The organism is Paenibacillus sp. NPDC055715, assembly GCF_053617595.1.
The window spans coordinates 266,588-290,068 of the sequence record NZ_JBSHGA010000001.1 but is presented as its reverse complement, the minus strand read 5'-3'; the positions used below and the strand labels follow the sequence as shown (position 1 = coordinate 290,068).

General features: G+C 48.5%; 25 protein-coding genes and 1 pseudogene. 10 read left to right on the top strand and 16 right to left on the bottom strand.

What is annotated here, in order from left to right; translation table 11 throughout:
* Positions 1 to 77 precede the first annotated feature (77 nt).
* Together helD and ACWGOO_RS01450 are read left to right on the top strand one after the other, a co-directional pair.
* On the top strand, positions 78 to 2,417 hold the full coding sequence (helD, locus tag ACWGOO_RS01455) for an RNA polymerase recycling motor HelD (protein ID WP_452480869.1): 2,340 nt from the start codon (positions 78 to 80) through the stop codon (positions 2,415 to 2,417).
* Between the two features lie 23 nt (positions 2,418 to 2,440).
* On the top strand, positions 2,441 to 3,988 hold the full coding sequence (locus ACWGOO_RS01450) for an MFS transporter (RefSeq protein WP_452480867.1): 1,548 nt from the start codon (positions 2,441 to 2,443) through the stop codon (positions 3,986 to 3,988).
* A 159-nt stretch (positions 3,989 to 4,147) separates the two neighbouring features.
* On the opposite strand, the gene ACWGOO_RS01445 is transcribed toward ACWGOO_RS01450, so the two are convergent.
* Both ACWGOO_RS01445 and ACWGOO_RS01440 read right to left on the bottom strand, forming a co-directional pair.
* Entirely contained in the window at positions 4,148 to 4,798 is a 651-nt protein-coding gene (locus ACWGOO_RS01445) for a hypothetical protein (RefSeq protein ID WP_452480865.1), read from the bottom strand.
* Complete coding sequence (locus ACWGOO_RS01440; protein WP_452480863.1) at positions 4,716 to 5,654, bottom strand: hypothetical protein; 939 nt, start codon at positions 5,652 to 5,654, stop codon at positions 4,716 to 4,718. The genes ACWGOO_RS01445 and ACWGOO_RS01440 overlap by 83 nt, the downstream gene beginning before the upstream one ends.
* Positions 5,655 to 5,676: 22 nt before the next feature.
* Between ACWGOO_RS01440 and ACWGOO_RS01435 the strand changes: the two genes are divergently transcribed.
* Together ACWGOO_RS01435 and ACWGOO_RS01430 are read left to right on the top strand one after the other, a co-directional pair.
* Complete coding sequence (locus tag ACWGOO_RS01435; RefSeq protein WP_452481586.1) at positions 5,677 to 6,354, top strand: diguanylate cyclase; 678 nt, start codon at positions 5,677 to 5,679, stop codon at positions 6,352 to 6,354.
* Positions 6,354 to 6,539: a diguanylate cyclase domain-containing protein gene (locus ACWGOO_RS01430; protein WP_452480862.1), complete on the top strand. Its 186-nt coding sequence runs from the start codon at positions 6,354 to 6,356 to the stop codon at positions 6,537 to 6,539. The genes ACWGOO_RS01435 and ACWGOO_RS01430 overlap by 1 nt, the downstream gene beginning before the upstream one ends.
* Before the next feature lie 292 nt (positions 6,540 to 6,831).
* On the opposite strand, the gene ACWGOO_RS01425 is transcribed toward ACWGOO_RS01430, so the two are convergent.
* The 8 genes from ACWGOO_RS01425 to ACWGOO_RS01390 form a co-directional block, all read right to left on the bottom strand.
* The gene (locus ACWGOO_RS01425; protein ID WP_452480860.1) at positions 6,832 to 7,170 is read right to left on the bottom strand and encodes a hypothetical protein; all 339 of its coding nucleotides are present in this window, start codon (positions 7,168 to 7,170) and stop codon (positions 6,832 to 6,834) included.
* The gene (locus ACWGOO_RS01420) at positions 7,167 to 7,469 is read right to left on the bottom strand and encodes a hypothetical protein (protein WP_452480858.1); all 303 of its coding nucleotides are present in this window, start codon (positions 7,467 to 7,469) and stop codon (positions 7,167 to 7,169) included. Before ACWGOO_RS01420 ends, ACWGOO_RS01425 begins: the two co-directional genes overlap by 4 nt.
* 144 nt (positions 7,470 to 7,613) lie before the next feature.
* On the bottom strand, positions 7,614 to 7,922 hold the full coding sequence (locus ACWGOO_RS01415; RefSeq protein WP_452480856.1) for a DUF4320 family protein: 309 nt from the start codon (positions 7,920 to 7,922) through the stop codon (positions 7,614 to 7,616).
* Positions 7,923 to 7,938: 16 nt separating this feature from the next.
* On the bottom strand, positions 7,939 to 8,556 hold the full coding sequence (locus ACWGOO_RS01410) for a secretion protein F (protein ID WP_452480854.1): 618 nt from the start codon (positions 8,554 to 8,556) through the stop codon (positions 7,939 to 7,941).
* Positions 8,538 to 8,810, bottom strand: a complete 273-nt coding sequence (locus ACWGOO_RS01405; RefSeq protein WP_452480852.1) for a hypothetical protein — start codon at positions 8,808 to 8,810, stop codon at positions 8,538 to 8,540. Before ACWGOO_RS01405 ends, ACWGOO_RS01410 begins: the two co-directional genes overlap by 19 nt.
* Positions 8,811 to 8,827: 17 nt before the next feature.
* Entirely contained in the window at positions 8,828 to 8,965 is a 138-nt protein-coding gene (locus ACWGOO_RS01400) for a hypothetical protein (protein ID WP_452480850.1), read from the bottom strand.
* A complete protein-coding gene (locus ACWGOO_RS01395) occupies positions 8,953 to 9,450 on the bottom strand; it encodes a JAB domain-containing protein (protein WP_452480848.1) in 498 nt (165 codons plus the stop codon). The genes ACWGOO_RS01400 and ACWGOO_RS01395 overlap by 13 nt, the downstream gene beginning before the upstream one ends.
* The gene (locus ACWGOO_RS01390) at positions 9,440 to 10,231 is read right to left on the bottom strand and encodes a ParA family protein (protein ID WP_452480846.1); all 792 of its coding nucleotides are present in this window, start codon (positions 10,229 to 10,231) and stop codon (positions 9,440 to 9,442) included. The genes ACWGOO_RS01395 and ACWGOO_RS01390 overlap by 11 nt, the downstream gene beginning before the upstream one ends.
* Positions 10,232 to 11,008: 777 nt before the next feature.
* Between ACWGOO_RS01390 and ACWGOO_RS01385 the strand changes: the two are divergent.
* Positions 11,009 to 11,223: pseudogene (locus ACWGOO_RS01385) on the top strand (peptide-methionine (S)-S-oxide reductase); the annotation flags it as partial.
* Between the two features lie 121 nt (positions 11,224 to 11,344).
* Positions 11,345 to 12,283: a divergent polysaccharide deacetylase family protein gene (locus ACWGOO_RS01380; RefSeq protein WP_452480844.1), complete on the top strand. Its 939-nt coding sequence runs from the start codon at positions 11,345 to 11,347 to the stop codon at positions 12,281 to 12,283.
* Here the strand turns inward: ACWGOO_RS01380 and ACWGOO_RS01375 are convergent.
* A complete protein-coding gene (locus tag ACWGOO_RS01375; RefSeq protein WP_452481585.1) occupies positions 12,258 to 13,019 on the bottom strand; it encodes an N-acetylmuramoyl-L-alanine amidase in 762 nt (253 codons plus the stop codon). The genes ACWGOO_RS01380 and ACWGOO_RS01375 overlap by 26 nt on opposite strands.
* 274 nt (positions 13,020 to 13,293) lie before the next feature.
* Between ACWGOO_RS01375 and ACWGOO_RS01370 the strand changes: the two genes are divergently transcribed.
* On the top strand, positions 13,294 to 13,485 hold the full coding sequence (locus tag ACWGOO_RS01370) for a YqzE family protein (protein ID WP_452480842.1): 192 nt from the start codon (positions 13,294 to 13,296) through the stop codon (positions 13,483 to 13,485).
* A gap of 94 nt (positions 13,486 to 13,579) precedes the next feature.
* Here ACWGOO_RS01370 and ACWGOO_RS01365 read toward each other — a convergent pair whose 3' ends face one another.
* From ACWGOO_RS01365 to ACWGOO_RS01350, 4 genes are all read right to left on the bottom strand, one after another.
* Complete coding sequence (locus tag ACWGOO_RS01365) at positions 13,580 to 14,683, bottom strand: hypothetical protein (protein ID WP_452480840.1); 1,104 nt, start codon at positions 14,681 to 14,683, stop codon at positions 13,580 to 13,582.
* 253 nt (positions 14,684 to 14,936) lie between these two features.
* A complete protein-coding gene (locus ACWGOO_RS01360) occupies positions 14,937 to 15,944 on the bottom strand; it encodes a YqhG family protein (protein WP_452480838.1) in 1,008 nt (335 codons plus the stop codon).
* Between the two features lies 1 nt (position 15,945).
* Positions 15,946 to 17,835, bottom strand: coding sequence for a DEAD/DEAH box helicase (locus ACWGOO_RS01355; protein WP_452480836.1), 1,890 nt, complete (start codon positions 17,833 to 17,835; stop codon positions 15,946 to 15,948).
* Between the two features lie 85 nt (positions 17,836 to 17,920).
* Complete coding sequence (locus ACWGOO_RS01350) at positions 17,921 to 18,760, bottom strand: helix-turn-helix transcriptional regulator (protein ID WP_452480834.1); 840 nt, start codon at positions 18,758 to 18,760, stop codon at positions 17,921 to 17,923.
* A 163-nt stretch (positions 18,761 to 18,923) separates the two neighbouring features.
* On the opposite strand from ACWGOO_RS01350, the gene fabF reads away from it, so the two are divergent.
* The 3 genes from fabF (at position 18,924) to ACWGOO_RS01335 (ending at position 22,122) form a co-directional block, all read left to right on the top strand.
* Positions 18,924 to 20,162: a beta-ketoacyl-ACP synthase II gene (gene fabF, locus ACWGOO_RS01345; RefSeq protein WP_452480833.1), complete on the top strand. Its 1,239-nt coding sequence runs from the start codon at positions 18,924 to 18,926 to the stop codon at positions 20,160 to 20,162.
* Positions 20,163 to 20,324: 162 nt separating this feature from the next.
* The gene (locus ACWGOO_RS01340; RefSeq protein WP_452480831.1) at positions 20,325 to 21,299 is read left to right on the top strand and encodes a helix-turn-helix transcriptional regulator; all 975 of its coding nucleotides are present in this window, start codon (positions 20,325 to 20,327) and stop codon (positions 21,297 to 21,299) included.
* A gap of 79 nt (positions 21,300 to 21,378) precedes the next feature.
* Entirely contained in the window at positions 21,379 to 22,122 is a 744-nt protein-coding gene (locus ACWGOO_RS01335) for a zinc ribbon domain-containing protein (RefSeq protein ID WP_452480829.1), read from the top strand.
* Positions 22,123 to 22,215: 93 nt separating this feature from the next.
* On the opposite strand, the gene ACWGOO_RS01330 is transcribed toward ACWGOO_RS01335, so the two are convergent.
* A complete protein-coding gene (locus ACWGOO_RS01330) occupies positions 22,216 to 23,451 on the bottom strand; it encodes an MFS transporter (protein ID WP_452480827.1) in 1,236 nt (411 codons plus the stop codon).
* Positions 23,452 to 23,481 lie beyond the last annotated feature (30 nt).

The window sequence follows — 23,481 nt, the reverse complement described above, 5'->3', positions numbered from 1 at the left end:
GCCGCATGAGGCCTCAGATTCCAGTGATTGATATTGGGTTTAGAAGCTGAACTACAGTCTGGATGGGGAGTGTTGAAATGAGTATTAAATTTGAGATCTGGGAAGAAGAGCAGCAACGAGTAAACCTTGTCGTGTCCGAGATTGACCGACAGCTCGCAGGGATTGCGGGAGACATCGACGACAAAAAAACGGATATCTTGGAATTCCGGAAAAACTTCTGGGAGGATGTGTCTTTAAATTTTGAAGACGCAGGCACCTATGCGAGCCTGAAACAGCAGGCCGAGGTTTTGTCCGAGAACGAGCGTACTTATCAGCATGCGAAAAAGAAAATGAAAACCTTGTCTCGCTTGAAGCAATCTCCTTATTTCGGGCGCATTGATTTTTATGATGAGTACGATAAACAGGTTCAGGAAATTTATTTGGGGATTGCTTCTTTGGTCGATGAAGACGGCATCAATTTTCTTGTCTATGATTGGCGTGCGCCTGTATCCAATCTGTACTACGATTTTTCTCCCGGACCAGCCCAGTACAATACGCCCAGCGGTACCATTACTGGGGAAATGACCCTAAAAAGACAGTACATGATTCGGGATGCCGTGATTGAAAGCATGTTTGATGCCAGTGTGACCATAGGCGACGAATTGCTGCAAGAGGTTCTTGGCAAGCAGTCCAATTCGCAAATGAAAAGCATCGTGGCGACCATTCAAAAGGAACAAAACTTGATTATACGCAATGTGAAAAGTCAAATGCTTGTTGTTCAGGGGGCTGCAGGCAGCGGTAAAACTTCAGCCGCCTTGCAGCGGGTGGCTTACTTGCTGTACCGTTTCCGGGACACGCTGAGTGCAGACCAGATCGTATTGTTCTCTCCAAATGCAATGTTCAACAGTTATGTTGCTACCGTCCTACCTGAGTTAGGTGAAGAAAATATGGAACAAACCACTTTCCAGGAATATTTGGAGCATCGTTTGGGAGAGGTGTTCCAGGTTGAAGATCCATTCAGCCAAATGGAGTTCATTCTGTCGGCGATGGGGAAAGAGAGATATACCGAGCGGATTGAGGGGATTCAATTCAAAGCTTCGGGAGAGTTCATGGATTGGATTGAGCAGTACGTGTCTTTCTTGGGCAGCAAAGATATGATATTTAAGGATATTACGTTTCGTGACAAGGTTCTGATCTCTGCTGCTCAGATCCATGAGCAGTTCTACGGGTATGATTCCAGCCTTCGGATGCCCAACCGATTGGGACTTCTGTCGGAATGGCTCCTAAAGGAGCTGAAGAAAAAGGCTGATCAAGAGATGGCTAAATTATGGGTGGAAGAGGAAATTGAGCTGCTTGACAAGGATGAATACAACTGGGCCTTCAAGGAGCTTCAAAAGCGAGAGCGCAATGCAGGCAATACGTTCGATGATTTTCAAACCGAAAGAACGATTCTTGCCAAAAAGATCGTGGACTTGTATTTCAAGCCGCTCAGAAAAGAAATTACACAATTCCGTTACGTCAATATTCCGTTGTTATATCGTCAACTGTTCGGGGATCCAAGCTACGTCTTAAACTTTATGGACAATGCCAAGCTTCCGCCGCACTGGGCGGAGATTTGCAGACAGACGGTGGAGAAGTTGGATCAAACGAAGCTCTTTTATGAAGATGCCACACCTTACTTGTATCTAGCCGAATGTATTGAAGGATTCCAGACGAACAATAAGATCCGGCATGTATTTATCGATGAGGCGCAGGATTTCTCCACGTTCCAATTCAGATTTATCAGAAGATTGTTTCCCCGGAGTAAAATGACGGTACTGGGGGACTGGAACCAAAGGATATTCATCCATGACCAGGGCAGCTTGAACACAGATAACTTAACGCTGTTATACGGGGAGAAGGATACTAGCCACGTGACCCTATCCCGGAGCTACCGCTCGACGCGGCAAATCATCGAATTCACCCGTGCCCTTATTGAAGGCGGAGAGGTTATTGAGCCGTTTAACCGGAAAGGCGATAAGCCCGTCCTGAAGCAAACGTCTGATCCGAAGAAGCATGCTGGCCTGGTGATAGAGAGTATTCAGGAGCTGCAGGCTGCGGACCACCGAACGATTGCCGTAATCTGTAAGACAGCGGCCGAGAGCAGCAAGGCTTATGAGGCATTAAAGGACTTGACCAATGTAAGGCTGATCGAAAAGGAAACAGCCTCCTTTCAGGCTGGAATTCTGATCATTCCGTCTTATCTGGCAAAGGGTGTTGAATTTGATGCGGTCATTATCAACGATGCTTCACAGGCAACGTATGGTAAAGAAAGCGAACGCAAATTGTTCTACACAGCCTGTACAAGAGCGATGCATGACCTGCATGTCTGTATTAACGGTGAATTGAATCCATTTATGGTGAATGTATCGAACGACCTGTATACCGTGAAAGTATAAAAATTTCCGCTAGGAGGAGTTACATGAGTTCTTTCGATCGTCATAAATATAGATGGTGGACACTGGCTTGTCTGGTGTTGAGTCTCCTGATCATCAGCTTTGATGTAACCATCCTTAATGTCGCGCTGCCAACGCTTTCCAGGGAATTTGATGCCGGCACCAATGAGCTCCAATGGATTATGGATTCGTACCTTCTGGTTTTTTCCGTGTTGCTGCTTCCCGCAGGCAGTCTGGGAGACCGGTTCGGGCGAAAAAAAATGCTGTTTATCGGTTTAATCATTTTTGCCATAACTTCGCTTGTGGCAGGATTTGCTCGAACGACGGATGTGTTAATTGTGGCAAGGGCATTTATGGGAGTAGGGGGAGCGATCATTATGCCGCTCACGTTTTCCATTCTTCCTACTGTATTTACTCCTAAGGAAGCAAGGAAAGCTTCTGCCATCTGGTCAGCGAGCTCGGGTGTGGGATTGTTGGTCGGACCGTTGCTGGGAGGGTTTTTGATTGAGAGGTTCTCATGGGGCTCCATCTTTTTGATCAACGTGCCGATCATTGCAGCCGTATTGATAGGGGGATACTTTCTAATACCAGAATCCAAAAATGAAAAAGCTCCTCGGATTGACTGGCTGAGTATGCTGCTGTCCTGTATCGGATTAGGCAGCCTAGTATATGGAATTATTGAATCCTCACGCCTCGGATGGGGTTCGATGCAAGTCATCCTGGCTTTATGCATTGGGGGACTCTTTATTGCTTTGTTCATTACACGGCAAAGGTTTGCAAAGGAGCCTATGATGAATTTAGGCTTGTTCAAACATCCTTTATTCACCTGGGCTACCCTTGCCGTATGTGTAATTATGTTTGTCTTGAATGGCCTCCTGTTTTTCTTGACCCAATATCTTCAATTCACATTGAATAGCAATGCCTATGAGACGGGGCTTAGGCTGATTCCTTTCATGGCCGGGATGATTGTAGCTTCGCTATTCAGTGTCCGGGTTGCGAGTAAATTGGGAACCAAATGGGCGATTGCAACCGGACTTCTGATCATGGGCATGGGGTTGTTCTTGCTGTCAACCATAGATGTTCAGGACAGCTATGGGTTTGTCGCCATCTGTTTAGCGATCCAAGGAGTTGGATTTGGTTTATCACTGTCGCCATGTATGTCGGCAGTCATGGAATCATTGCCGAGGAGAGAAGTGGGGATCGGTTCAGCGGTGAATAACACTTTGCGGCAGGTCAGCAGCGCGCTGGGCGTTGCAGTCTTAGGGACTCTCATATCCACTAGATACCAAAATGGAATCAATCAGGTAATTAGTGATGTGCCCAGCCAGTATGTCGACTATATAACGAGTTCCATCGGGACGGCAACCAAAATGGCTTATACAATGGATGAGTCCATTCAGAGCTCGATTTTAGCACGAATTAATGTTGCTTATATTGATGGAATGGATTATACGTTAAAAATCAGCTCGACCCTGTTGATTCTATGTGCCGTGTGGATCATAGCAATTTTGCCGAAATCGCTGGGAGCAAAGTCGAAAGAAGAAGCGGAGAGCCACGGATCGATAAATGGATAAAACAAGTTTCCTAAAAGTCCCGCCCAAATTATACCTACACGGGTTCCTTGACGGCAAAAGCTTTATAGATCGCTTTTTGCTCTTTGGTAAGCGGAAATAGGATACGCTGACCGTTTATGTATTGCACCCGAAGTTTGGTCAGAACGAGCAGTAGGTTTCTTAATGGTCATCTTTTTGTACAGGTCTTGATCCAGCATCACTTTGTGTAGGTGAGACATGAGGATGAATGCGATAACCGATGAATACCTTATTTTGCATCGTGTCGTTTCGATGTACGCGAAGGCGCCCCAAGTCCAGTTGAGTTTCTAGGCGAAGAAATCCTTTCTCAACCACATCTTTCTGACAATAGATAGAAAGGGCTTGTTTCGCGTCAGAAATATCGTTGCTTAGCACAACGAGCCACCCTGTCGTTTCCAGTTCCTTCTCCACAACATCTTCACGGATGTTGACCGTATAACCCGAGGACGTATTCTCGGATTTTCGAATGATCAGGTATTTCTTGGATGATTCGTCTTGCAGCGAGGCTTGTGGATCGGATTCCGCTTGCTCTTTCAGAATCGTAACGTGGGCATACAGTTCTTCCCGAAATTTCGCTGCCTGCATCGCGTGGTAATACACGTGAGTATGCAGACGGTACTTTTCGTTCCAGACGCGTTCTTTGGTAACGGCGCGCAAGGAGTCTCCCCCGATCACGAGCGTATGCTGCAAGCGGTCGATATCTTTTCGTTCACTGACGACCATTTTCTTCGCAAATTGTGAAGTGAACGGAACGGCGATGATGAATCGGGTGGGATTTTGGCGATTCAGCATGGCATTGACGTTTCATGTGCTGAAGCCCCCTTTGTCCATCACGGTGAGCGCCTGTTTGCCGCCTAAGATCGCGTCCATTTTTAAATAAGGTGGTTTCAAGCGTGCTCACGTCCTTCAAGCTGCCGCTGTAGAGCACTTGGTAGATGGGGGGGGGCCGCGAGGTTTCTCCCATGAGCATGCACATATTGATCTGCGGTAGCTGTTCTTTGTCTCGATTGTACCCCCACTCTACATCTGGAATGAGTTCTGAGTAGGAGGAAGTGGAGGTGATGTCGAGCGCCAGGTATTTCTGCTCGCAGCGCAGCTTGCACCAAGCTTGAAAAAACACTTCCCGTTCTATGTCCGTGATCGTTTGAAGTAGATCGCTAATGCGTTGCGAAGACAGCGAACCAACGTCCGAACAAGCGGTTCTGTTTAACCACTCTTCACAGTACATGAACGGATCGCCGGACGAGACCAAATAGCACTGTATGCCTATGTCAAGCGTTCCGAGATTCCCAGAGCCCGTATCTTCATTCTCAATATCGCTTCGATCGCCATTTACACGTTCGGTTATGCTTTGGAACTGGCCAGCCCTACACTGGAACTGAAGAAGTTCTGGACCATTGTTGAATATACGGGCATTTTGTTTACCGCTCCACTTGGCCTGATTATGGTGGCCACCAATGATTACCATCATCTGTATTACAAGACTGTAGGGCTGAAGCAGAATAGTTCTGTACCTATGATAGATTTCTCCTTTGGCGAATGGTACGTGGTGCGCCTTTCCTTTTCCTGTATGCATCTGGCCTGCTGCAGCAGTGGAGGCAGAGTAGGGCCTTATATCGTCGTCAGCTGCTCGCCCTGACGGCTTCACAGTTGATCCTCTCCCCGTCGTGATGTGCGTAACCTCTTCGATGTATATATGGGCCATTATGTCCTCCCACCAGTTCACCCTGATTCCTATCGCCAAGGACGGCATCTTCGAGAGCATGAGGGAAGGCGTGCTTGTACTGGACAGATCCCATCGGCTCATCGACTATAACAAGGCCGCGAAGGAGATGGTTCCTGAGCTGCGTGGCAGCATGCTGGGCCAGACTCCGGAAGAGATCTGGTTCAGTATGACGGGCAAGCAGCTGCAGATGGATTACTCGAAGAGAGGCTTGCAGCACGACATGTACTGGCGGAAGGACGGGGAGCAGGTGTGCTACCAGATCCGGTTGTCCTCCGTACACAGCAAAGCCGGTCTGACTGTCGGCACACTCGTCATGCTGATTGATATAACGGAGCAGCGCTTTCTTCAGGAACAGCTGAAACAGATGGCCTATTTCGATGGCCTAACCAAAATTCACAACCGCTCGCAGTTCCTGCTCCGCAGCCGTGAATTGCTAGAGGCCGCCAGGACGGACAAGCAGCCAATCTCCTTTATTCTGTTTGACGTGGATCATTTCAAACGCATTAACGATACCTACGGACACGATACCGGCGACCTGGCGCTGATTCACCTTGTGCAGACATGCCTGCCACCGGCATCTGTGAGGCCGCATACTTCGCGGAGCAGCTGCGGCAAGCGTTGATGAACGAACCGCTGAACGTCCAGGACATTCTCGTTACTCTCACCTCCAGTTTCGGAGTTGCCGAGTACCAGTCTGATGCCGCCGATTCACTGGAAACCGTGCTCAGATATGCCGGTCTCGCGCTATACGAATCCAAGAGGAACGGATGCAATGCGGTAACCCCACATATCGTCACCCCGGCTTAACTGCTAGTAGCCATGTCACCGATATGACATTTAACCAAAACAAGCGATGATCCGTGAACCTGTTCACGGAACGTCGCGTGTTTTGTGTAAATTGCCAATAGGGTACTAAGTGGTATGACCATTCCTCCAATATCCAACTCGCCTGTCTTGGCTTTCAGCGCTGGTGCAAGCAAGGCGAGTTGATCGATCATGGTGCGGTGCGCAGCGTATTGCATTTCACCAGGGAAGAAGGAAAAAGTCGTGCAGGATAAAGCCAAGATAGATGTCCAACCGGGTTATCTTGGTAGTCTTTTCAGCCAGTGATCTGTGTTTCGAGCAACTTCCGATAAACCTCATCATTGATATGTGGATTAAACAAGTTATGTGAGCTTTCACCAAACAAAATGTTTGAGTCTATCGTTTCGAGCACATACGACTTCAGGTTATTGGGAACGAATAATCCAAGTGACTGTACAGAGAGGTTTTTACACCGTTCTATAGCCCGGTAAAATCGTGCCAGTTCATATGGCATGGCAGATCCGCAAAGAAGACGAATATCTGACGCTGCAAATCTTTCTTGAATGCGCTGCTCACCAAGAACCCCGCAATCCATCACAATAACGTTGTAAGCGTGATTTAATTCTTCTGTCATATAAAGGTCGTTACCTTCCGACTGGTAATAGTTTCCTGTCTTTTCTGGTTCAAATATAAGTGAATGATATGTGCTAGGTAATTGTTCGTATTGGCCTCTACATAACAGGCACTTCCGCCATGTGCATTAATCCAGCAGACTAGATTTATAGCGGTTGTTGTGACACCCACGCGGCGGTCGCATCCCGCAATCGCTATTTTGAGATTGGAACAGGTAAAGCGATACTGCACGTTTTCTGCGAGAAGCGTGGGACTCGGCTTTTCTTCTGCTACGAAGGAGAGAGGCTTAAAGCGCTGCATCCCTTCCTCGGAAAAGCATTCCCTCAGCCGCAATAATAGAAAGTCGCAAGTATTCGTGTACGGCACAGGAAATAATCAACACTGCCAGTACAATTGCTATGGTTAAGGGGAAACCGCTGCCGGAGCGATTTTGCCAGATTCGTTTCACTTCCAATACACCTCGCTCTTTCCATTGGCTTTGGCAGTCAATTTGATTAGGAAGGAGCCAAAGTCACCAAACAATCCTATGTTAACATGAGTTAGCAGAGTTACCTTCACTTCCTCATTGATGGGGATCTGGCCGCTTTGATTCCAACTCATGGCTGGGTATAGTCCTGTCTGTAGCTGTAATTGTTCAAACCTCTTGGTTGTTTCCGGACCTACTCTGCCGGAGATTTCGGCTTCGCGTACCAGTTCTGCTGCGAATGTATCCAGTTGATATTTAGCGATGAATACTGGAACGACCTTCTTCATGGGATGGGACGAGGGGCTAAAACAGCTTGCCCATGGCCTTCATAATTTCCATTCCCAGGATGACCATGTACATCAACATGAAGCAGACAAGCATATAGAAGGAATATTTGCGGATTTTGCCTGGACGCTTCATGGCGATGAGCTTTAGTCGCTGAATTTCCATGAGCTTAAAATCATGGGCCAGCATCTCGAAGTATACAACTCCTTGATCGCCGCGCATGACCGCCAGTAGCCCCCGCACTACATCCGAAAGCATAGTTCTGCCAATACGTGCCTCCAGTCGTAAGAGTGCCGTTTCCTGATTGCCGCTTTTCATATCGGCTATCGTCATCCAGAGTTCGCTTTGCAGGCTGCCTCCTGCATGTCTAGTATAAACCTCCAATATGCGCAGAACGTCCCGCGTTGCTTTTAATTCCTGGGCAACAGTAGCGACAAAGCGGGGGAGCTCCACTTCAATTTGCTCACGCTTTTTTCGCACGATCTCGTCGGCGCTTCGGGACTCCTTGAAAAAGATAGCGATAGCGAGGAAAACGAATATAGGAAATAAGAGCGGCAAGAGCGGGAGCAGAAGCAGTCCACTCCCGAAAATAAGAACAGCTTTGACTATGGCTCCCGCTATATATGTCTCTGGCATGGTTTGGATACCCGCCGAGCGCAGGGTTGCTGCCGTTTTTCGCTTATAGTAGTTGCTAAGGGGTATCTTCCCTGCCGCCACGTAGATAAACGAAAAAGAAATACCTGAACTGGCGAATCTTTGTGTTTACCGATCTTTGTCACCTTGAGGATGGCACGTGTAGTTGCAAGTGTAGGCAGCTTGAGCCAAGCGGCCAAAATCAAATAAGCCCCGACCGTCACAAGCAAGTCGAAGCTAACCAACCATCCTGTCATTTATGTTCACATCTCCTTTAGCGCTCCCACTCTTCATCTGAAAGCTCATCTTCGATCCCTTGTTCCAATTCATCTACAGCAAAAAAAACGGATGGTTCACGGGCTTTTGCTGTAATAACTTCATAAGAAGGCGCTTTTTCCGCTACACGGGGCATTTGTCCCAATTGAGCCAAGGAAGCAAAATTCGTACCGCCGATGATGATATGATCCAACACGCTAATGTGGAGCGGGTCAAAGATAGCAACCATGCGCTCGGATGATTGTGAGCAAGGATGATGGAGGAGCAATCGCAGTTTAAAGCAGCTTTTAATACATTGCGTGGATGTACGACCGTTTCTGAAATGCCTCCTTCCGAGATAATGCGTGTCTCAATAACTTGATTCTTAATATCAAGGAAGGCCACCATAAATTGCTCCCGATCTTTAATACCGCCTAGAAAAGAGGAAAAATACCGACTTGCCTTCTCGGGAGTCGAAAGAGATTGTTTCGCGTTTTCCTCTTCCCACTGCAAGACACGATGAGAGCGAAGAAAGGCATTGAGTTGCTCTACCTTTAAATCTGGGGATTCCGACGGCTGCTCCGAAAGCAGCAGCAATTCGTCGATGCTGGCAAGTTTGGGAACAGAGCGTTTACCCGCCATGATTCATCAGCTCCTTTGCTAAACCTTGATAGGCGCCAGCAACTTTAGATTTCGGATGAAACTCCATGATGCTTTGGCTGTAAAAGTTCGCTTCACCAACTTTAACGGACAAGGGAATTTGCGTTTCAAAAATACGAATGCGATCACCGTAGTAATTCTCAATCAGACGGAAAGCTTCTTTGTACAAGTTAGTTCGAACATCGCACATCGTCATCAGGATGCCTTCAATAGAAATGCGGGGGTTGATCCGCTTTTTTACTTTGACGATGATGTTCAACAGTTGAGTCAACCCTGTGGCTGACCAGAGCTGGGGGTTGACAGGAATCAAAACGCTGTCGCTAGCCGCGAGTGCGTTAATCGTCAGCAAACCGAGAGACGGGTTTGTGTCGATAATGATGTAATCGTAATGAATTTTCATTGGCTCCAACAGTGCGACCAACGTCTTTTCACCACCCATCTCATCTCGCAAGTTCATTTCAGCAATCGATAATTCAATATTGCTCGGGATGAGGTCAATGTTCCCCTGTGAATAAAGGTATTTGTCAGGGGAGGGAATAGGATCGTCTCCCATGACAGCGTTCATTACATTGAACATACTGACTTCCAACTTGTCGGGCTGGTCGATGCCAAAACATAAGGTCAGATTACCCTGGGGGTCGAAATCCACCAGCAGAACCCTTTTTTCCTCATTGGATAAGGCATATGCCAAGTTGTAGGCAGTGGTCGTTTTACCGGTGCCGCCTTTTTGCTTAGCGATAGTAACAGTTGTTGCGTTTCTCATGTTAACCCTCCCCGAAGCGGTCGCTTCGTTAATTTGTCAATGGCAGGGAGTGGGCTGGTTTGGTCATTGTTCTCTCCGAGTTCTCTCAAACGTCCCAAATCGGCCGCATTTTACGGAATTTCCAGGAATCCTTGCGGCGCTTGGATTTGAACGAAAAAACCGCCAAAAACCTTGGTTTTACAAGGGTTTTGACGGTTTTTTAATTCCGTTCCATTGACTTATATTCCGCTTGGTTCCGAATCGCGTCCGCGATTCAGGTCCGTGTGGGCTAACCCCCGTGGAGGTTCGGGTCCTCTCGACCGCATCATCTAACAATGAACGCTCTTGAATTTCCCATGTGGAGATTCAGGAGCTTTTTGCATATTCGGGATATGTAAAGTGATATTCATGACACCCAGATGCGGTCTTGATTTTGATTTGTTTCTGGCGATGGCCTTCAAAACCTGGCTGGACATTCTATAATAGCAAAGAGTATCATGACTGTTTCTGAAAAAGCCAACTTTATATCGCACCAACAAAAGAGGCTGTAGTCCTGAAATGGTATGGGGGCCTGTTTGGTGTTTAATGCTTAACCGTCACACGACGCAAGCGGCACATCATTTCCTCGTACCGGTGTTCATATAATGTACAACATGACGTTATATATGGAGGTACAAGAGAATGGGCGATGCACGGAGCGCGGTCGATGAGGGGACAACTCGAAAGAAGTAAAAGAAACGGATTTTGAACTCTTAGATTTAAATTTTCGCAATTGACATGAGAGGAATATTAAGGTGAAATACAGAGCAGCAACGGGAACTCGCACTGCAATTCAAGGAACAATTGGCACAAAGCGGGCGCTTTGACAAGCTCATTGTGACAGAGATTCTTCCGCTTCCATATTTTATCCGGCAGAGGATTACCAGAGGGATTACCACAAAAAGAACGTGAAGCATTACAAGGAAGACCGCGCCCAATCGGGTCGTGATGAGTTTATAAATCAGAACTGGTAAGCAAGTATGGCATATGTTTTGCGTACGTAAGGCAGATCAGGGGTGACCTCTGGGTCTGCCCATACATATTTAGGCGACGTTACTCACACAATGAAGGGACAGAGAAGGAGGCTGACCTATAATGAGTAAACGAACGAAACTGCACCTGAGAAACATCGCTATACAGGCTACTCGCAGCCGTAGAGAGTCAACCTATGCACATGCGGTTCGCCAAAATCCAAAGATGAGAAAAAATATAGCAGCGTGTATTGTGGTTGGTCTTGTTCTTTCGGTATGTGGGAATGTTTGGAACATGGATGTAGCAAGCGCTACGGGTAAGCAGGATCAGCATCAAAAGATGGTTGCCGTCATTATCGACGATCTAGGCAACAACATGAAAGGGACAGAGCAAATTTTAAATTTGCCGGTTAAAATTACGGTTGCGGTGATGCCCTTCTTGCCTACAACCAAACAGGACGCTATGGAAGCGCATAAGCGCGGTCATGACGTCATCGTCCATCTTCCGATGGAGCCAAAGCAGGGAAAGCCCGAATGGCTTGGACCCGGAGCGATTAAGGCGAATATGTCGGATGAAGAAGTACGTGCCAAGGTGACAGCAGCCATTAAGGAAGTCCCTTTTGCGATAGGTATGAACAATCACATGGGTTCCAAGGTTACTTCAGACAAACGTATTATGTCCATCGTTCTCGATGTTTGCAAGGAGCAAGGGCTATTTTTTGTCGATAGCCGTACGAACTATTGGTCTGTAGTGCCTGAACTTGCTGTAGAAAAGGGAATGCCGCCAGTGCGTAATGACATTTTTCTGGATGATGCCCATACACTTGCCCATGTGAATCGGCAATTAACTAAGGTGGCTGAATGGGTGGACGAGCACGATACCTGTGTAACCATAGGTCATGTTGGTGTGTCTGGCATGTACACGTCCTCGGCACTCCATTCATCGGTTACCGCGTTAAAAGATCACGCCAAGTTTGTGGGCATTAGTGATTTGGTGCGTTCCGTATGGGGCTGGAAAGGAACTCCTGCCACCCACACTACCATACCGTCAAATGAGCAATAATGCCTTCGGCTATCGCCTCTGCGACGTTTTTTTGACCGCGATCCCCGGAAAGAATAGCCCTGTCCCGTTCATTGCTGATAAATCCGGTTTCCACGATTACAGCGGGATGCTGGATTTTATTCAAAAGATAGAAGGGTTTTCCGTAGACCGTTTTTCTGTTCATGCAGAATAAGCGGTTCAATGAATGTTGAATCCGCTCTGCCAACAGATAGCTGCTGCCTTCATCCTGATACAAAACAATCGCACCCCGTTTTTCGGCACGTTTGGTCCAATTAACATGTAGGCTTACGACCAAAGCAGTAGGTAACTGTTCGGTAAGGCTTTTACGTTGGGCTAGGTCCTTCAGATGCCGGGATTTGGATTGCAGCCAACGGTTATCGTCGCTCAGAGCATAGTCCTTGTCCCTGTTTAAGACCGCAGGATAGCCCTGTGAGCGTAAAATCAGGTACAGTTTTTGTCCAATTGCGAGATTGATATCTTTTTCCAAAAGCTCTTTATGGCTCGTTCCACCATCCACGCCTCCATGACCGACGTCTATGAGCACAACCGGCTTGGCAAAAGCGTGATAGGACGAGTGTACGTTGGATTGGCTTTCTGTGTCCTTGTTCGGATTGGTGCTTGTTTCGCCGGGCTGGGCGCTTGCATAGGCAAAGGATGCAAAACCAGCACTGCAAAGGACACTTAAACTCAGTCCCAGTCCTGTTAGCCATATGAAGTTTAACTTTTCTTTTCGCACGTCCCATTCCTCCAGTAGACGGATTGTACTTTTCTGAAAACCAACCTTATAAAGCAGCATAGTTGCCTTAAACATAACCATTATTCTTCGGATAACTGTTTTGTTTGAGATAGTATGTTCCATTTAAGGGAAACCATGCATGGTTATTCCCACAGGGTTAGACTTTTTGGAAAATGAGCAAGCTAAGCTTATCTGTATCCAACGTGTGAATTTGATTTTTTTCCTGCAATGCGAACAAAATGTCAGGGATGCAGATTGAGGGAGGTCGCGAAGGATGGCCAAGAGTGACGAACTGGTGACGTACATTACGCAGCGAATTGTTCGGTATATGGAAACGCCGCGCGATGTGCGCCGAAGCCGCAAACAATCCAGAGAGCCATGGGCATACAAATGGTTCGGAATGCTACCGCTCGCTCTGAATATGTGGATTAAATCCGCACGCAAAGGGCGAAAGGAGCGGCATTAAACTCGCCAAAGAGACCACAAGAGGCATACGGAATGCCGTTTGAGGTCTCTTTTTGTGTTATAGAAATAATCAAGAATGATTTCGTGATTTATGACTAAGAGTGGATACGATAAAATTCACCGCCAGGTAACAACCGATCCAGCGGCACAAAGCGGGAAAGCCCGGTGCGGCAAGTTACCGCATACATAATAGGATGAGACAGATCATGCGAAGGGTTCCAGGATTGATATCCGTTAATAGCCAAAGGGCCGCCAAAGGCAAAATTTATGCCTGTCGCAGAAAATACGATACGTGATGATTCACTCAGCGTGTTGGTAAACTGATTTACATTATGGAGGGAAAGCTTTTGTTTGGGTAGAAGCCAGCTAAGATCGTCATAGGGGTCAAAAGGCTCAGCCGAAAGGGTAATCGCCTGTGCCCCTGCTTTCAGAGAGAGAGCAGGTGAAGGAATTGTGCTGCTGTGGAGCTTATTTTTCCAGTTCCCATTAGCTACCTCCGCAGGCAATGGATCACCCGTAAAAGCGTCGATGCATACTTCGCTGCCAGTGGAGGAACGCACCAGCCAGTAGGCTAATAGCGGTTCCTCATACATAGGGGTAATTTGCAGCTTGTCGATGGATGAAAGCTCGGTTTCTGTGAGGGATTTAAGGGATTGGCGGAGTAAATTCATACTGTACGGCCCGCCCGGCCCGGTTCCGTATTCATGAAGCTGATAAGCGCCGTTATGATCTGCCCCGATAATCAGGTAGCCGATGTATTCACCTGCACGATTCACCTGGACGAGCCAGCTATGTGTTCCTGGGCCGAGCGGGTGGTAGCTAAGCTCAGCATCTTTCCACTGGGCAAAAGGCGGCTGTGCCGATAGCGACTGCACCATATCGGCGGAAACCTGCTTTACGTCCGTAGGTACTCCTTGCTCCTGAGCAGGCGGACTTGCGGAAGAGTTACCCGGAGAAAGGGAAGGGATTACAGGAGTCGCCTCGGTTTGCCCCTGCTTCTCATCCTGGTTTTGGTTCGTGGGTTCCGATGGGGAAACCAATGAACTTGCTTCGTAAGGGGGTGACGGGTTTGCGCTGTGGTCTTGGTCTTGGGTTGCTGAGGGGGCCGCTTGAATGGAAGCAAACGGACAGACTGCGGACAGACTGATCAGAACGGCCGCAATCATACCAACGCTATGGTGTCCGGAATTTTTTTTCAATGGAATCCACCTTTCTGACGGCATAATGCACCGATGGAAGCTTTTTTATCCAGCATAAAGCTTGTCCGATAAAAAGACTGCTACACCTTGTCGGCACATCTGTCCTGACCGGGTTCGTTTTTTGCTGTCGATAAGTAGCGGCAGGCATGGCAAAGCTTGTCGGTACAGCAATAAACCCGATATAGTCTGAAGCACGATGTTAAAAGCTGACGATACCTCTGCAACTAGCCTGCGAAGGAGCGTGAGATATCGGTTACCGCAGATGAAATATCCCGCAGTTAATGGCGGATACAAGCACCTTGGGTTCATATTGCCATACCATTTCTTTGCGGCGGGCTTGATGCTGCTCTTGTATGGCTTCTTTTTTTTCCTCTTCTTCTTTTTGCTCCTTGACCAAATCATCGTAATAGTGATCTATAACCTCCAATTCCTCGCGCAGCCGTTCTCTGGCCTGCTCAGCCCACTCGTAATCTTGCTGGCTTAGCTGAACATTGAGATAGTTTTCCAGCGAGGTGGAGGCCTCCGAAACAGATAATTTAGCAGGCTGCACATGCATATTGCCTGCCAGCAGCGGGCTGAGCTGCCGGGATTGGAGCATGCTGTCAAAGTCGGGTACGATGGTGCCGCTTTTGAGCGAAATTCCGAGCCAATAAAGCTCTTCCCGCTTCAAATCACAAGCAAATTCGATCTTGTAGCAAACGCCTAGCCAGGCTTCATACACTGCGGGAGAACGGGCGGATAATTGACGGGCATTGGGTTGCTCGAACAAATTGACATATTTCCCTCCATCACGTGCAGCTTCAAAAATTTGATGCAGCCGACGACTCCCATAGCGAAGTTCTTCCTGCAAAATACGTCCGGGTCCCAACTGGGGTAAAGCCGGAACATGTCCGAAGTAACGGCCCATGACCTGATCCTGCGCCAGACTGCCGGACACTGGTGCTTGTTGTGGTCCTTGCCCCGGTTGGGCTTGTGACGGGGGGAGAGACGTATTCTTTGTGGGTGACGTATTGTCCATCGAACTCTCCTGTGCCGTCCGGTAGGCTTCCCCATCGAAAATAAAGGTGAACGACATCGTTTGAGCCGGAACACCAGTACGCTCCACATAGCCCCAATAGTAGGGGCGGTTCGTTAGAGCTTTATCCGCTTCGGGAGAAAGCTTGACGGTCACATGGTTTGTCGACCTCTCGATCACACTGCATCCGGTGGCCTCCAGATATGTGAGGACAAAGCGCTGTACCTGCTGTGAATTCATGGTCATATCAGCGGCCTCCTTTTGCGCCGCGTCGGGCTTTGGCTGGAGGAACAGCGCTACCTGATAAGCCTAGCAAATCAGCGGTGCTTTGGCTTGTTCCCGTCAGGCGCCCATGGATCTGGCCTGTCTCGGATGACATATCGGTTGCCGTATCCGAAGTGGATGGACTATCTGTACGAATCTGTTTCATTTCCTGTTTGATCGAATCCAGCGAATGACCGAGCTTTTGCATTTTTCGGCGTATTTCATCGTTATTGCTGGATTCAAGCATGATTCTATACAGGCTCTTTTCAATCGATTCTTTCTTTTCAAACCGTTCTAGAATGACGTCCAGTCCGCCAATAACCATTTCGAACATGTTGATTTTTTCATGCAGCAGATGGAGGATATGCTCTTCAATCGTTCCGCTTGTGGACAGGTTGAAAATATTGACATCATGCGTCTGTCCCAGTCGATGCACACGTCCAATCCGTTGTTCCACGCGCATGGGGTTCCAGGGCAGGTCAAAGTTAATCATATGGTGGCAAAATTGCAGGTTAATGCCCTCGCCGCCCGCTTCGGTGGCAATCATCACCTGAATACGTCCACGGAACAAATCCATCATCCAATCCTTGCGTCCCCGGTTCATGCCGCCCCGGTAAGGAACAGCGGATAGCCCCCGGTCGCGAAAATAGTTCAGCAAATATTCCTGTGTAGCCCGATATTCCGTAAAAATAATCACTTTTTCGTTCATTTGACGAATGAGTTCAAGCGCTTTTTCCGCCTTGGAATTGGCTTTAATCGCCTTGATATGCGCGACCAATTCCCAGACGCGATCGCGTAAGGGAGAGTCGGGCGCCATCTTTTTAGATAAATTGACAAGCGTTACGAATACCGCATCCCGGCTGCTGCACACCTCCCGCTGAAGGGTAACGAGAGACAGCATACTGCTCAAATTTCCGCCATTCGCCTGATATTGATCCTTGACAAAGGAAGTGACTCCATCGTATAACGTTTGTTCTTCTGGCGAAAGTTCCAAGTGAATGTTGGAAACATTTCGTTTGGTGAATTGGACTGGCCCTTCGCCGCGACGGTTACGGATCATGACTTTGGACAGCTCATCCTTGAGCTGATCTTCATTTTTGGGTAGACGCTTATCCACAACGAAGTTGGCTGAAAAATCTCCATGTCGTCCTAACTGACCTGGCTTAAGCAATGTAATGAGATTGAAGAGCTCGGACAAATCGTTTTGTACAGGGGTGGCGGTCAGGAGCAAACAATATTTTTTACGCAGCTTCATAATGAACTGGTAGTTGGATGTTTTTTTATTTTTCAGCTTGTGAGCTTCGTCGATAATGAGCAGATCATAATCGGTATCCAGCAGGATGTTACTGTGTGGCTCCCGCTTGGCCGTATCCATAGAGGCCACGACGACCTCAGACGACCAGGAATACGCTTTTTTCTGAGCGACAGCTGAAATGCCAAATTTGCTGTTCAGCTCACGAACCCATTGAAGCACCAGGGAAGCGGGGACAAGAATAAGCACTTTGGCGGCAAGTCCGCGAACCAGATATTCTTTTAGAATCATTCCAGCTTCGATCGTCTTACCCAAGCCGACTTCATCGGCGAGAATGGCGCGGCCGGACATTTCAAACAATACCTTACGGGCCGTATCCAGCTGATGGGGCAGTGGAGTGAGGTCTTGCAAATGCTTCAGACATTGAAGCTCATCAAAGTTGGGGACCAGCTTTGCCTTTTCCGCCTCAATTGCCAACTGATATAGATCCCAATCTCCCCAAGGTCCTCCTCTGCGGAGGCGTTGGTCCAGCTCATCCTGCCAGCTACGGTCAAATTGTATCGGAACAGGCAGTGGTGCCTGATTTTGTGATTGTGGGGAACTTGTCGATTTGGCTTTCATGATGAATTCCCTCCCTCCTTTTGCACAGATCGTAGATGTAGTATGGACGGAAAAAGGTATCTTCATAACAGGAGGGGGAAATCCTTTAGCTGCCTTCCATTAGCTTTTGAAGTTTGCTTTCTGTAGAGGTTTGTTCGTTCGGGGTGTAGATGCTGCAACGCAGATCGACGCTGCCTTGCACCTGAAGGGAGGTCAGGTCAAACAACATTTTGCCTGCCTTGGCATGACGAAATTCAATCAGCACCTCTGGCGCAGAGCTGACCTCACTCTGATTCCAAAGTTCATTAAACTGCGGATAAGAACGGCTCATGTTCTGTATGAACTGTGCATACCAAGGATCCGTCACATATTGTCCGTAATAAGCGCGGAAAATAGCAAGGAATCCTTTGACAAAATGCTCCCAGTTTACAGCGAGACTTTTAAACTCTTTTTTGGTAAACAGCAGTTCAATCATGTTGCGTTGTTCATGGGGCAGCTCGGCAAAATCCATAAACACATGAGCCGCGGCTGCATTCCAGCCGACAATATGGCAGCGCCGATCTGAAATAATAGCAGGGCAATAGCGGAGCTCCTGTACTATTTTTTGCAGGGATGGAGAAATAACCGTCTGCTCTGCAAGAGCAGGAGGTGTCTGAAATCCGGTCTCAAGCGCTAAATCATACAAATACTTACGTTCATCCGTGTTTAGCTGTAAGGCAGCGGCAATGGCATCCAGGACAGAGGCGGACACCTTGATATCGCGTCCCTGCTCCAGCCAGGTGTACCATGTCGTGCTGACACCTGCTAGCTGAGCGACTTCTTCTCTGCGCAAGCCAGGTGTTCTGCGGCGTGATCCGTTCGGCAGACCGACCATATGCGGGTGTAAACGGGCTCTTTTGGTTTTGAGAAAAACAGATAGTGCTTCCAGACGTGCTTCCGGTTTCATAGGCGAGTTCTCTCCATTCGGTGGGGGGATAAGTAATGAGTAGTTAAGGCTCTAACTATAGTAGTGTTCATTATACCAGGATAAACAAACACTTGTAATAGGATAAACCGAGAGTAAAATGAGGATTATAAGTAAGCAAACGAGCAGGAGGAATGAAGAGCGTATGCAAAGAGTTGTAATTACAGGTATGGGTGTGGTTTCGCCACTGGGCAATGATGTGGACACGCTGTGGAAGAATCTGCTGGAGGGTCATTCAGGTATACGAAAAATAGACACGTTCGATGTGTCCGATTTGAAAGCACAGATCGCCGGACTGGTACAGGATTTTGATGCAGAAAAGCAATGGGGACGTAAAGACGCCAGACGAATGGATCGTTTCACGCAGTTTGCGTTGTTTGCGGCAGAGCAAGCGCTGAAGGATTCCGGTCTGGAGCTGGATAACACGAATCTGGAACGTGTCGGTGTCTATGTAGGATCAGGAGTCGGCGGTCTGGATACGTTGGTGGACAATGTGAGTGTATTGCAGAATCGTGGGCCGGGCAGAGTCAGTCCGACCCTGGTACCTATGATGATTTCAAATATGGCTGCGGCGCAAATCAGTATTTCGTTCGGAGCGATGGGTCCTACGCTTTCGCCGGTTACAGCCTGTTCCATTGGAAATACAGCGATTGGAGAGGCGTTTCGTACGATTCGCACAGGAGATGCGGATGTGATTTTTGCAGGTGGAGCGGAGGCTGCGGTTACCAGACTGGCTTTGGCGAGCTTCTCTAATGCAACGGCCTTGTCGACTCGTAACGAGGAGCCTTCGATTGCGAGCCGACCATTTGATCAAGACCGCGACGGCTTTGTTATGAGCGAAGGGGCGGGCATTCTGGTACTGGAGTCGCTGGAGCACGCTGTTCAGCGTGGCGCGGAGATAGTTGGCGAGATCATCGGCTATGGGGCTAGCTCGGATGCTCACCATATGGTAGCACCGCACCCGGAAGGAACCGGAGCTTATCTGGCGATGAAAGCAGCCCTTCAATCCGCCCGTATCACGCCTGAAGAGGTCGACGTGATCAGTGCGCATGCAACGAGCACGTCCGTCGGCGATCTGGCTGAAACCCTCGCGATACACAAACTGTTCGGTGAACATGCCTACCAAATTCCGGTTACCGCGAATAAATCCATGCTCGGTCATATGCTGGGAGCCGCAGGTGGTGTCGAAGCCATTGCACTCGTACAGAGTCTAAGGGAAGGCATCATTCCGCCAACGGTTCATTTGGACAACCCGGACCCGGCCTGTGATCTGGATTATGTGCCTCACGAAGCACGCAAGGCTTCATTAAATATCGGGCTATCCAACTCCTTCGGCTTTGGCGGCCACAATGCGGTCATCGTAATGAAGCGTTACGAACCATAAGTGAAATAAAAATGATTAAACCTCAGGGACCTTTCGATCGGAAGGAGCCTGAGGTTTTTTTGATATAGGCAACGGGTTCATTTTAGAAAAGAGATAGAGTAAGATGGAGGAAAACATCTGGGGGCTTTATGTTAATTCACAGTTAGGAAAGGTTTTGGAGAAATGAAAATTGATCGGTTGCTTTCTATCGTCATTTTGCTGTTGAAAAGAAATAGAATTCAGGCGAAGGAACTGGCAGATTTGTATGAGGTTTCGATACGGACGATCTACAGAGATATCGAGGCGATTAGCTTGGCTGGTATTCCGGTGGTAACCTATCAGGGGGTAAATGGGGGAATCGGCCTGATGGATGGCTACCGTCTGGATCGAAGTCTGCTGACCGATGGCGATGTGAAGGACATTGTAATGGGTTTGCAGAGCTTGTCCTCGTCGTTTGGTGGACCGAATGTGACTCGGTTGCTCAATAAATTTGAAAGCATTATACCGTATTCCGGAAGAGCGCAATTCAGTGTCAATACCACACAGTTTATCGTTGATCATTCGGGATGGGGGAATCCGTCTGCGCAGGAAGGTAAATTGAAAAAGGTGAAAGAGGCTATGAGCCAAGCGCGTACCATTGCTTTTACTTATCGGAATGCGCAAGGGGCTGTAACCGCACGGAATGTCGAACCGCATACGCTCGTTCTGAAAGGACAGCAATGGTTTGTATATGCTTACTGTCCCGACAGGGAGCAATTTCGTCTGTTCAAACTATCCCGCATGAGTGATTCTGTAGTTACGGAGAGGGCTTTCACTCGCCGGGACCTTTCCTATGAAGTGCTGCCATGGAATGAGGAACGGCTGGCGGCGGTCAAGGCGGTACAGCCTTTTATGTTGCAATTTAACCATAAGTCCCGGCATCTGGCGGAAGACTGGTTTGGTGTGGAAGCACTGACCGAGCAGGCAGAAGGGATATATACGGTTTCGGTTCCTTTTCCCGAGGATGCGTGGATGTACGGATTTATTTTAAGTCTGGGGCCGGATGTGGTCGTCAAGGAACCCGTCCATTTGCGGGAGAAGATTCGGGATATGGCATTGCGTATTGCATCCAATTATGGAGAGCCTCTTATAGAGGATCTCGAAAAACATAGGACGTAAAAAACAAACCTGACGGATAGCTGTCAGGTTTGTTTCGTTATACTGGTGCCATATCAATCACGAAAGGGGATTTACGAAAATGGATAAAGCTTGTCAAAGTTGCGGGATGCCGCTGGAGCATGAGGAACAATATGGAACAGACGCACAACAGGTCAAAACAGATGAATATTGTAAGTATTGTTATAAGGAAGGTGCGTTTGTGCAGCCTGATTTGACGATGGAGGAGATGATTCAGCAATGCGCGCCTATTCTCGCAGAGCAAGGGATGCAGGAAGAAGAGGCTGTTGCGATGATGCGCAATTATCTGCCGAATTTAAAACGCTGGTGTCCACAGGAGAATATGGGACGTGAAGAAGATTTTGAGCCGATCCGGGAAGAAAGTCGGGGAGAGATTCGCCTGATCGGACTGGCAGCACGTACAAGCAACCGGAACGAACAAACGTCCCAGGCGATCATTCCAGGCATGTGGGAACGTTTTTGGCGTGAGGATGTGCCTGGACGGATAAGCAGGCATGAAGAACACCGTTCTGTCTATGGCTGCTATACCAATTATGAAAATGGGGTTTTTGGCGATTATACCTTTTTTATCGGGAAGGAAGCGGCTGTGGATGGTGAAACGCCTGATGGTCTTGAAGAACTCGTCATCCCGGCTGCGCGTTACGCTGTCTTTCAAGCTACATCCGAACCTTCCTCGATCTTCCGGATATGGCAAGCGATTTGGAGCTGGGCCGCCTCGGGACAAGCAGAGCGGACGTACACAGGTGATTTTGAAGTGTATGGCAATCCTGACGAGCCTGTACTGATTTACATTGCGATCAAGTGATGATTTTGTAGTAAATAGAGAAAACCGTCCGAGCCATTGCTGTGGTGCGGACGGTTTTTTGGGCTGTTAAAATCATAGCAGTCGACCCTTCATTCAAGTTGAACGGCAGGTTACTGCCCAAAAGACGAGAGCCAGAGTACTGACGCCAGCACCCAATAGACATACCCCGTTCCAGCCGGCATATGTGTACATATGAGTCGAAGCGATGGCTCCGGTGGCGCTGCCGATGGAATAAAATATCATGTAGGCTGCGGTAAGTCGGCTGCGTGCCTCAGGGCGAACGGTGAAAATCATGCTCTGATTGGTCACATGCACAGCCTGTACCGCCAGATCCAGAAGGATAACGCCAAGGGCCAAAGCGAACAGCGAGTGCTCGGTATAGCCGATAGGCAACCAAGATAGCAGTAGCAGAGCCAGCGCAATACCCGTTGTCCGCTGTCCTGAGCCTTGATCGGCAAGACGCCCTGCCCGTGCAGCCGCTAATGCTCCGGCGACTCCGGCCAGACCAAAGGCCCCGATGGCAGTATGTGAAAGAGATAGCGGTGGGGCACTGAGAGGCAATACTAGCGAAGTCCACAATATGCTGAACGCAGTAAAAATGAGCAAAGCCAGCACGGCTCGGACACGCAGAATCCGTTCTTGCATGAACAGTGTGAGAACCGAGCGAAGCAACTGCGGATAGGATAGCGTTGCTCCTTTGGGTTCATTCTGTGGCAGTACCCGAAACAGCGCTACAGCCATGAATAGCGTCAATGCGGCGGAAATAAGGTACACCGAACGCCAACCTGCCAGATCGGTCAATACACCGGCCACGGTTCGTGCCAGCAGAATGCCGATAACGATTCCACTGGTCACCAGACCTACGATACGTCCGCGTTCGGCCGGTTCGGCCAAGGTCGAGGCGAACGCAACAAGTGTCTGTGTGACGACAGCCAGCAGCCCAACCGCTGCCATGCCCATGAGCAGGATTGTACGCGTGGGAGCCAAGCTAACCGCAATTAACGCCAGCACGGATAAGAGCATTTGTCCGGTAATCAGCCGCCGTCGATCCAAAAGATCGCCAAGCGGGACGAGCAATAGCAGTCCCAATGCATAACAAATCTGCGTCACTGTAATGACGATACCAACCGATGAAGGTGTGATGCCAAACTCGTGCGCCAGCGCGTCCAGCAATGGTTGCGCATAATAAATATTGGCGACAGCCAGCCCACAGGCTATGGCAAACAAGAGTGCCACAGATCGGGACATGGAACGAACGGGGGCTGTTTCGGTAACGTTGGCTACGGTTTGATGGGGCAGGAGTACCGCTTTTTCTTCTGACGTCTTCATTTTCACATACCACGTCACTTTCTGTTATTT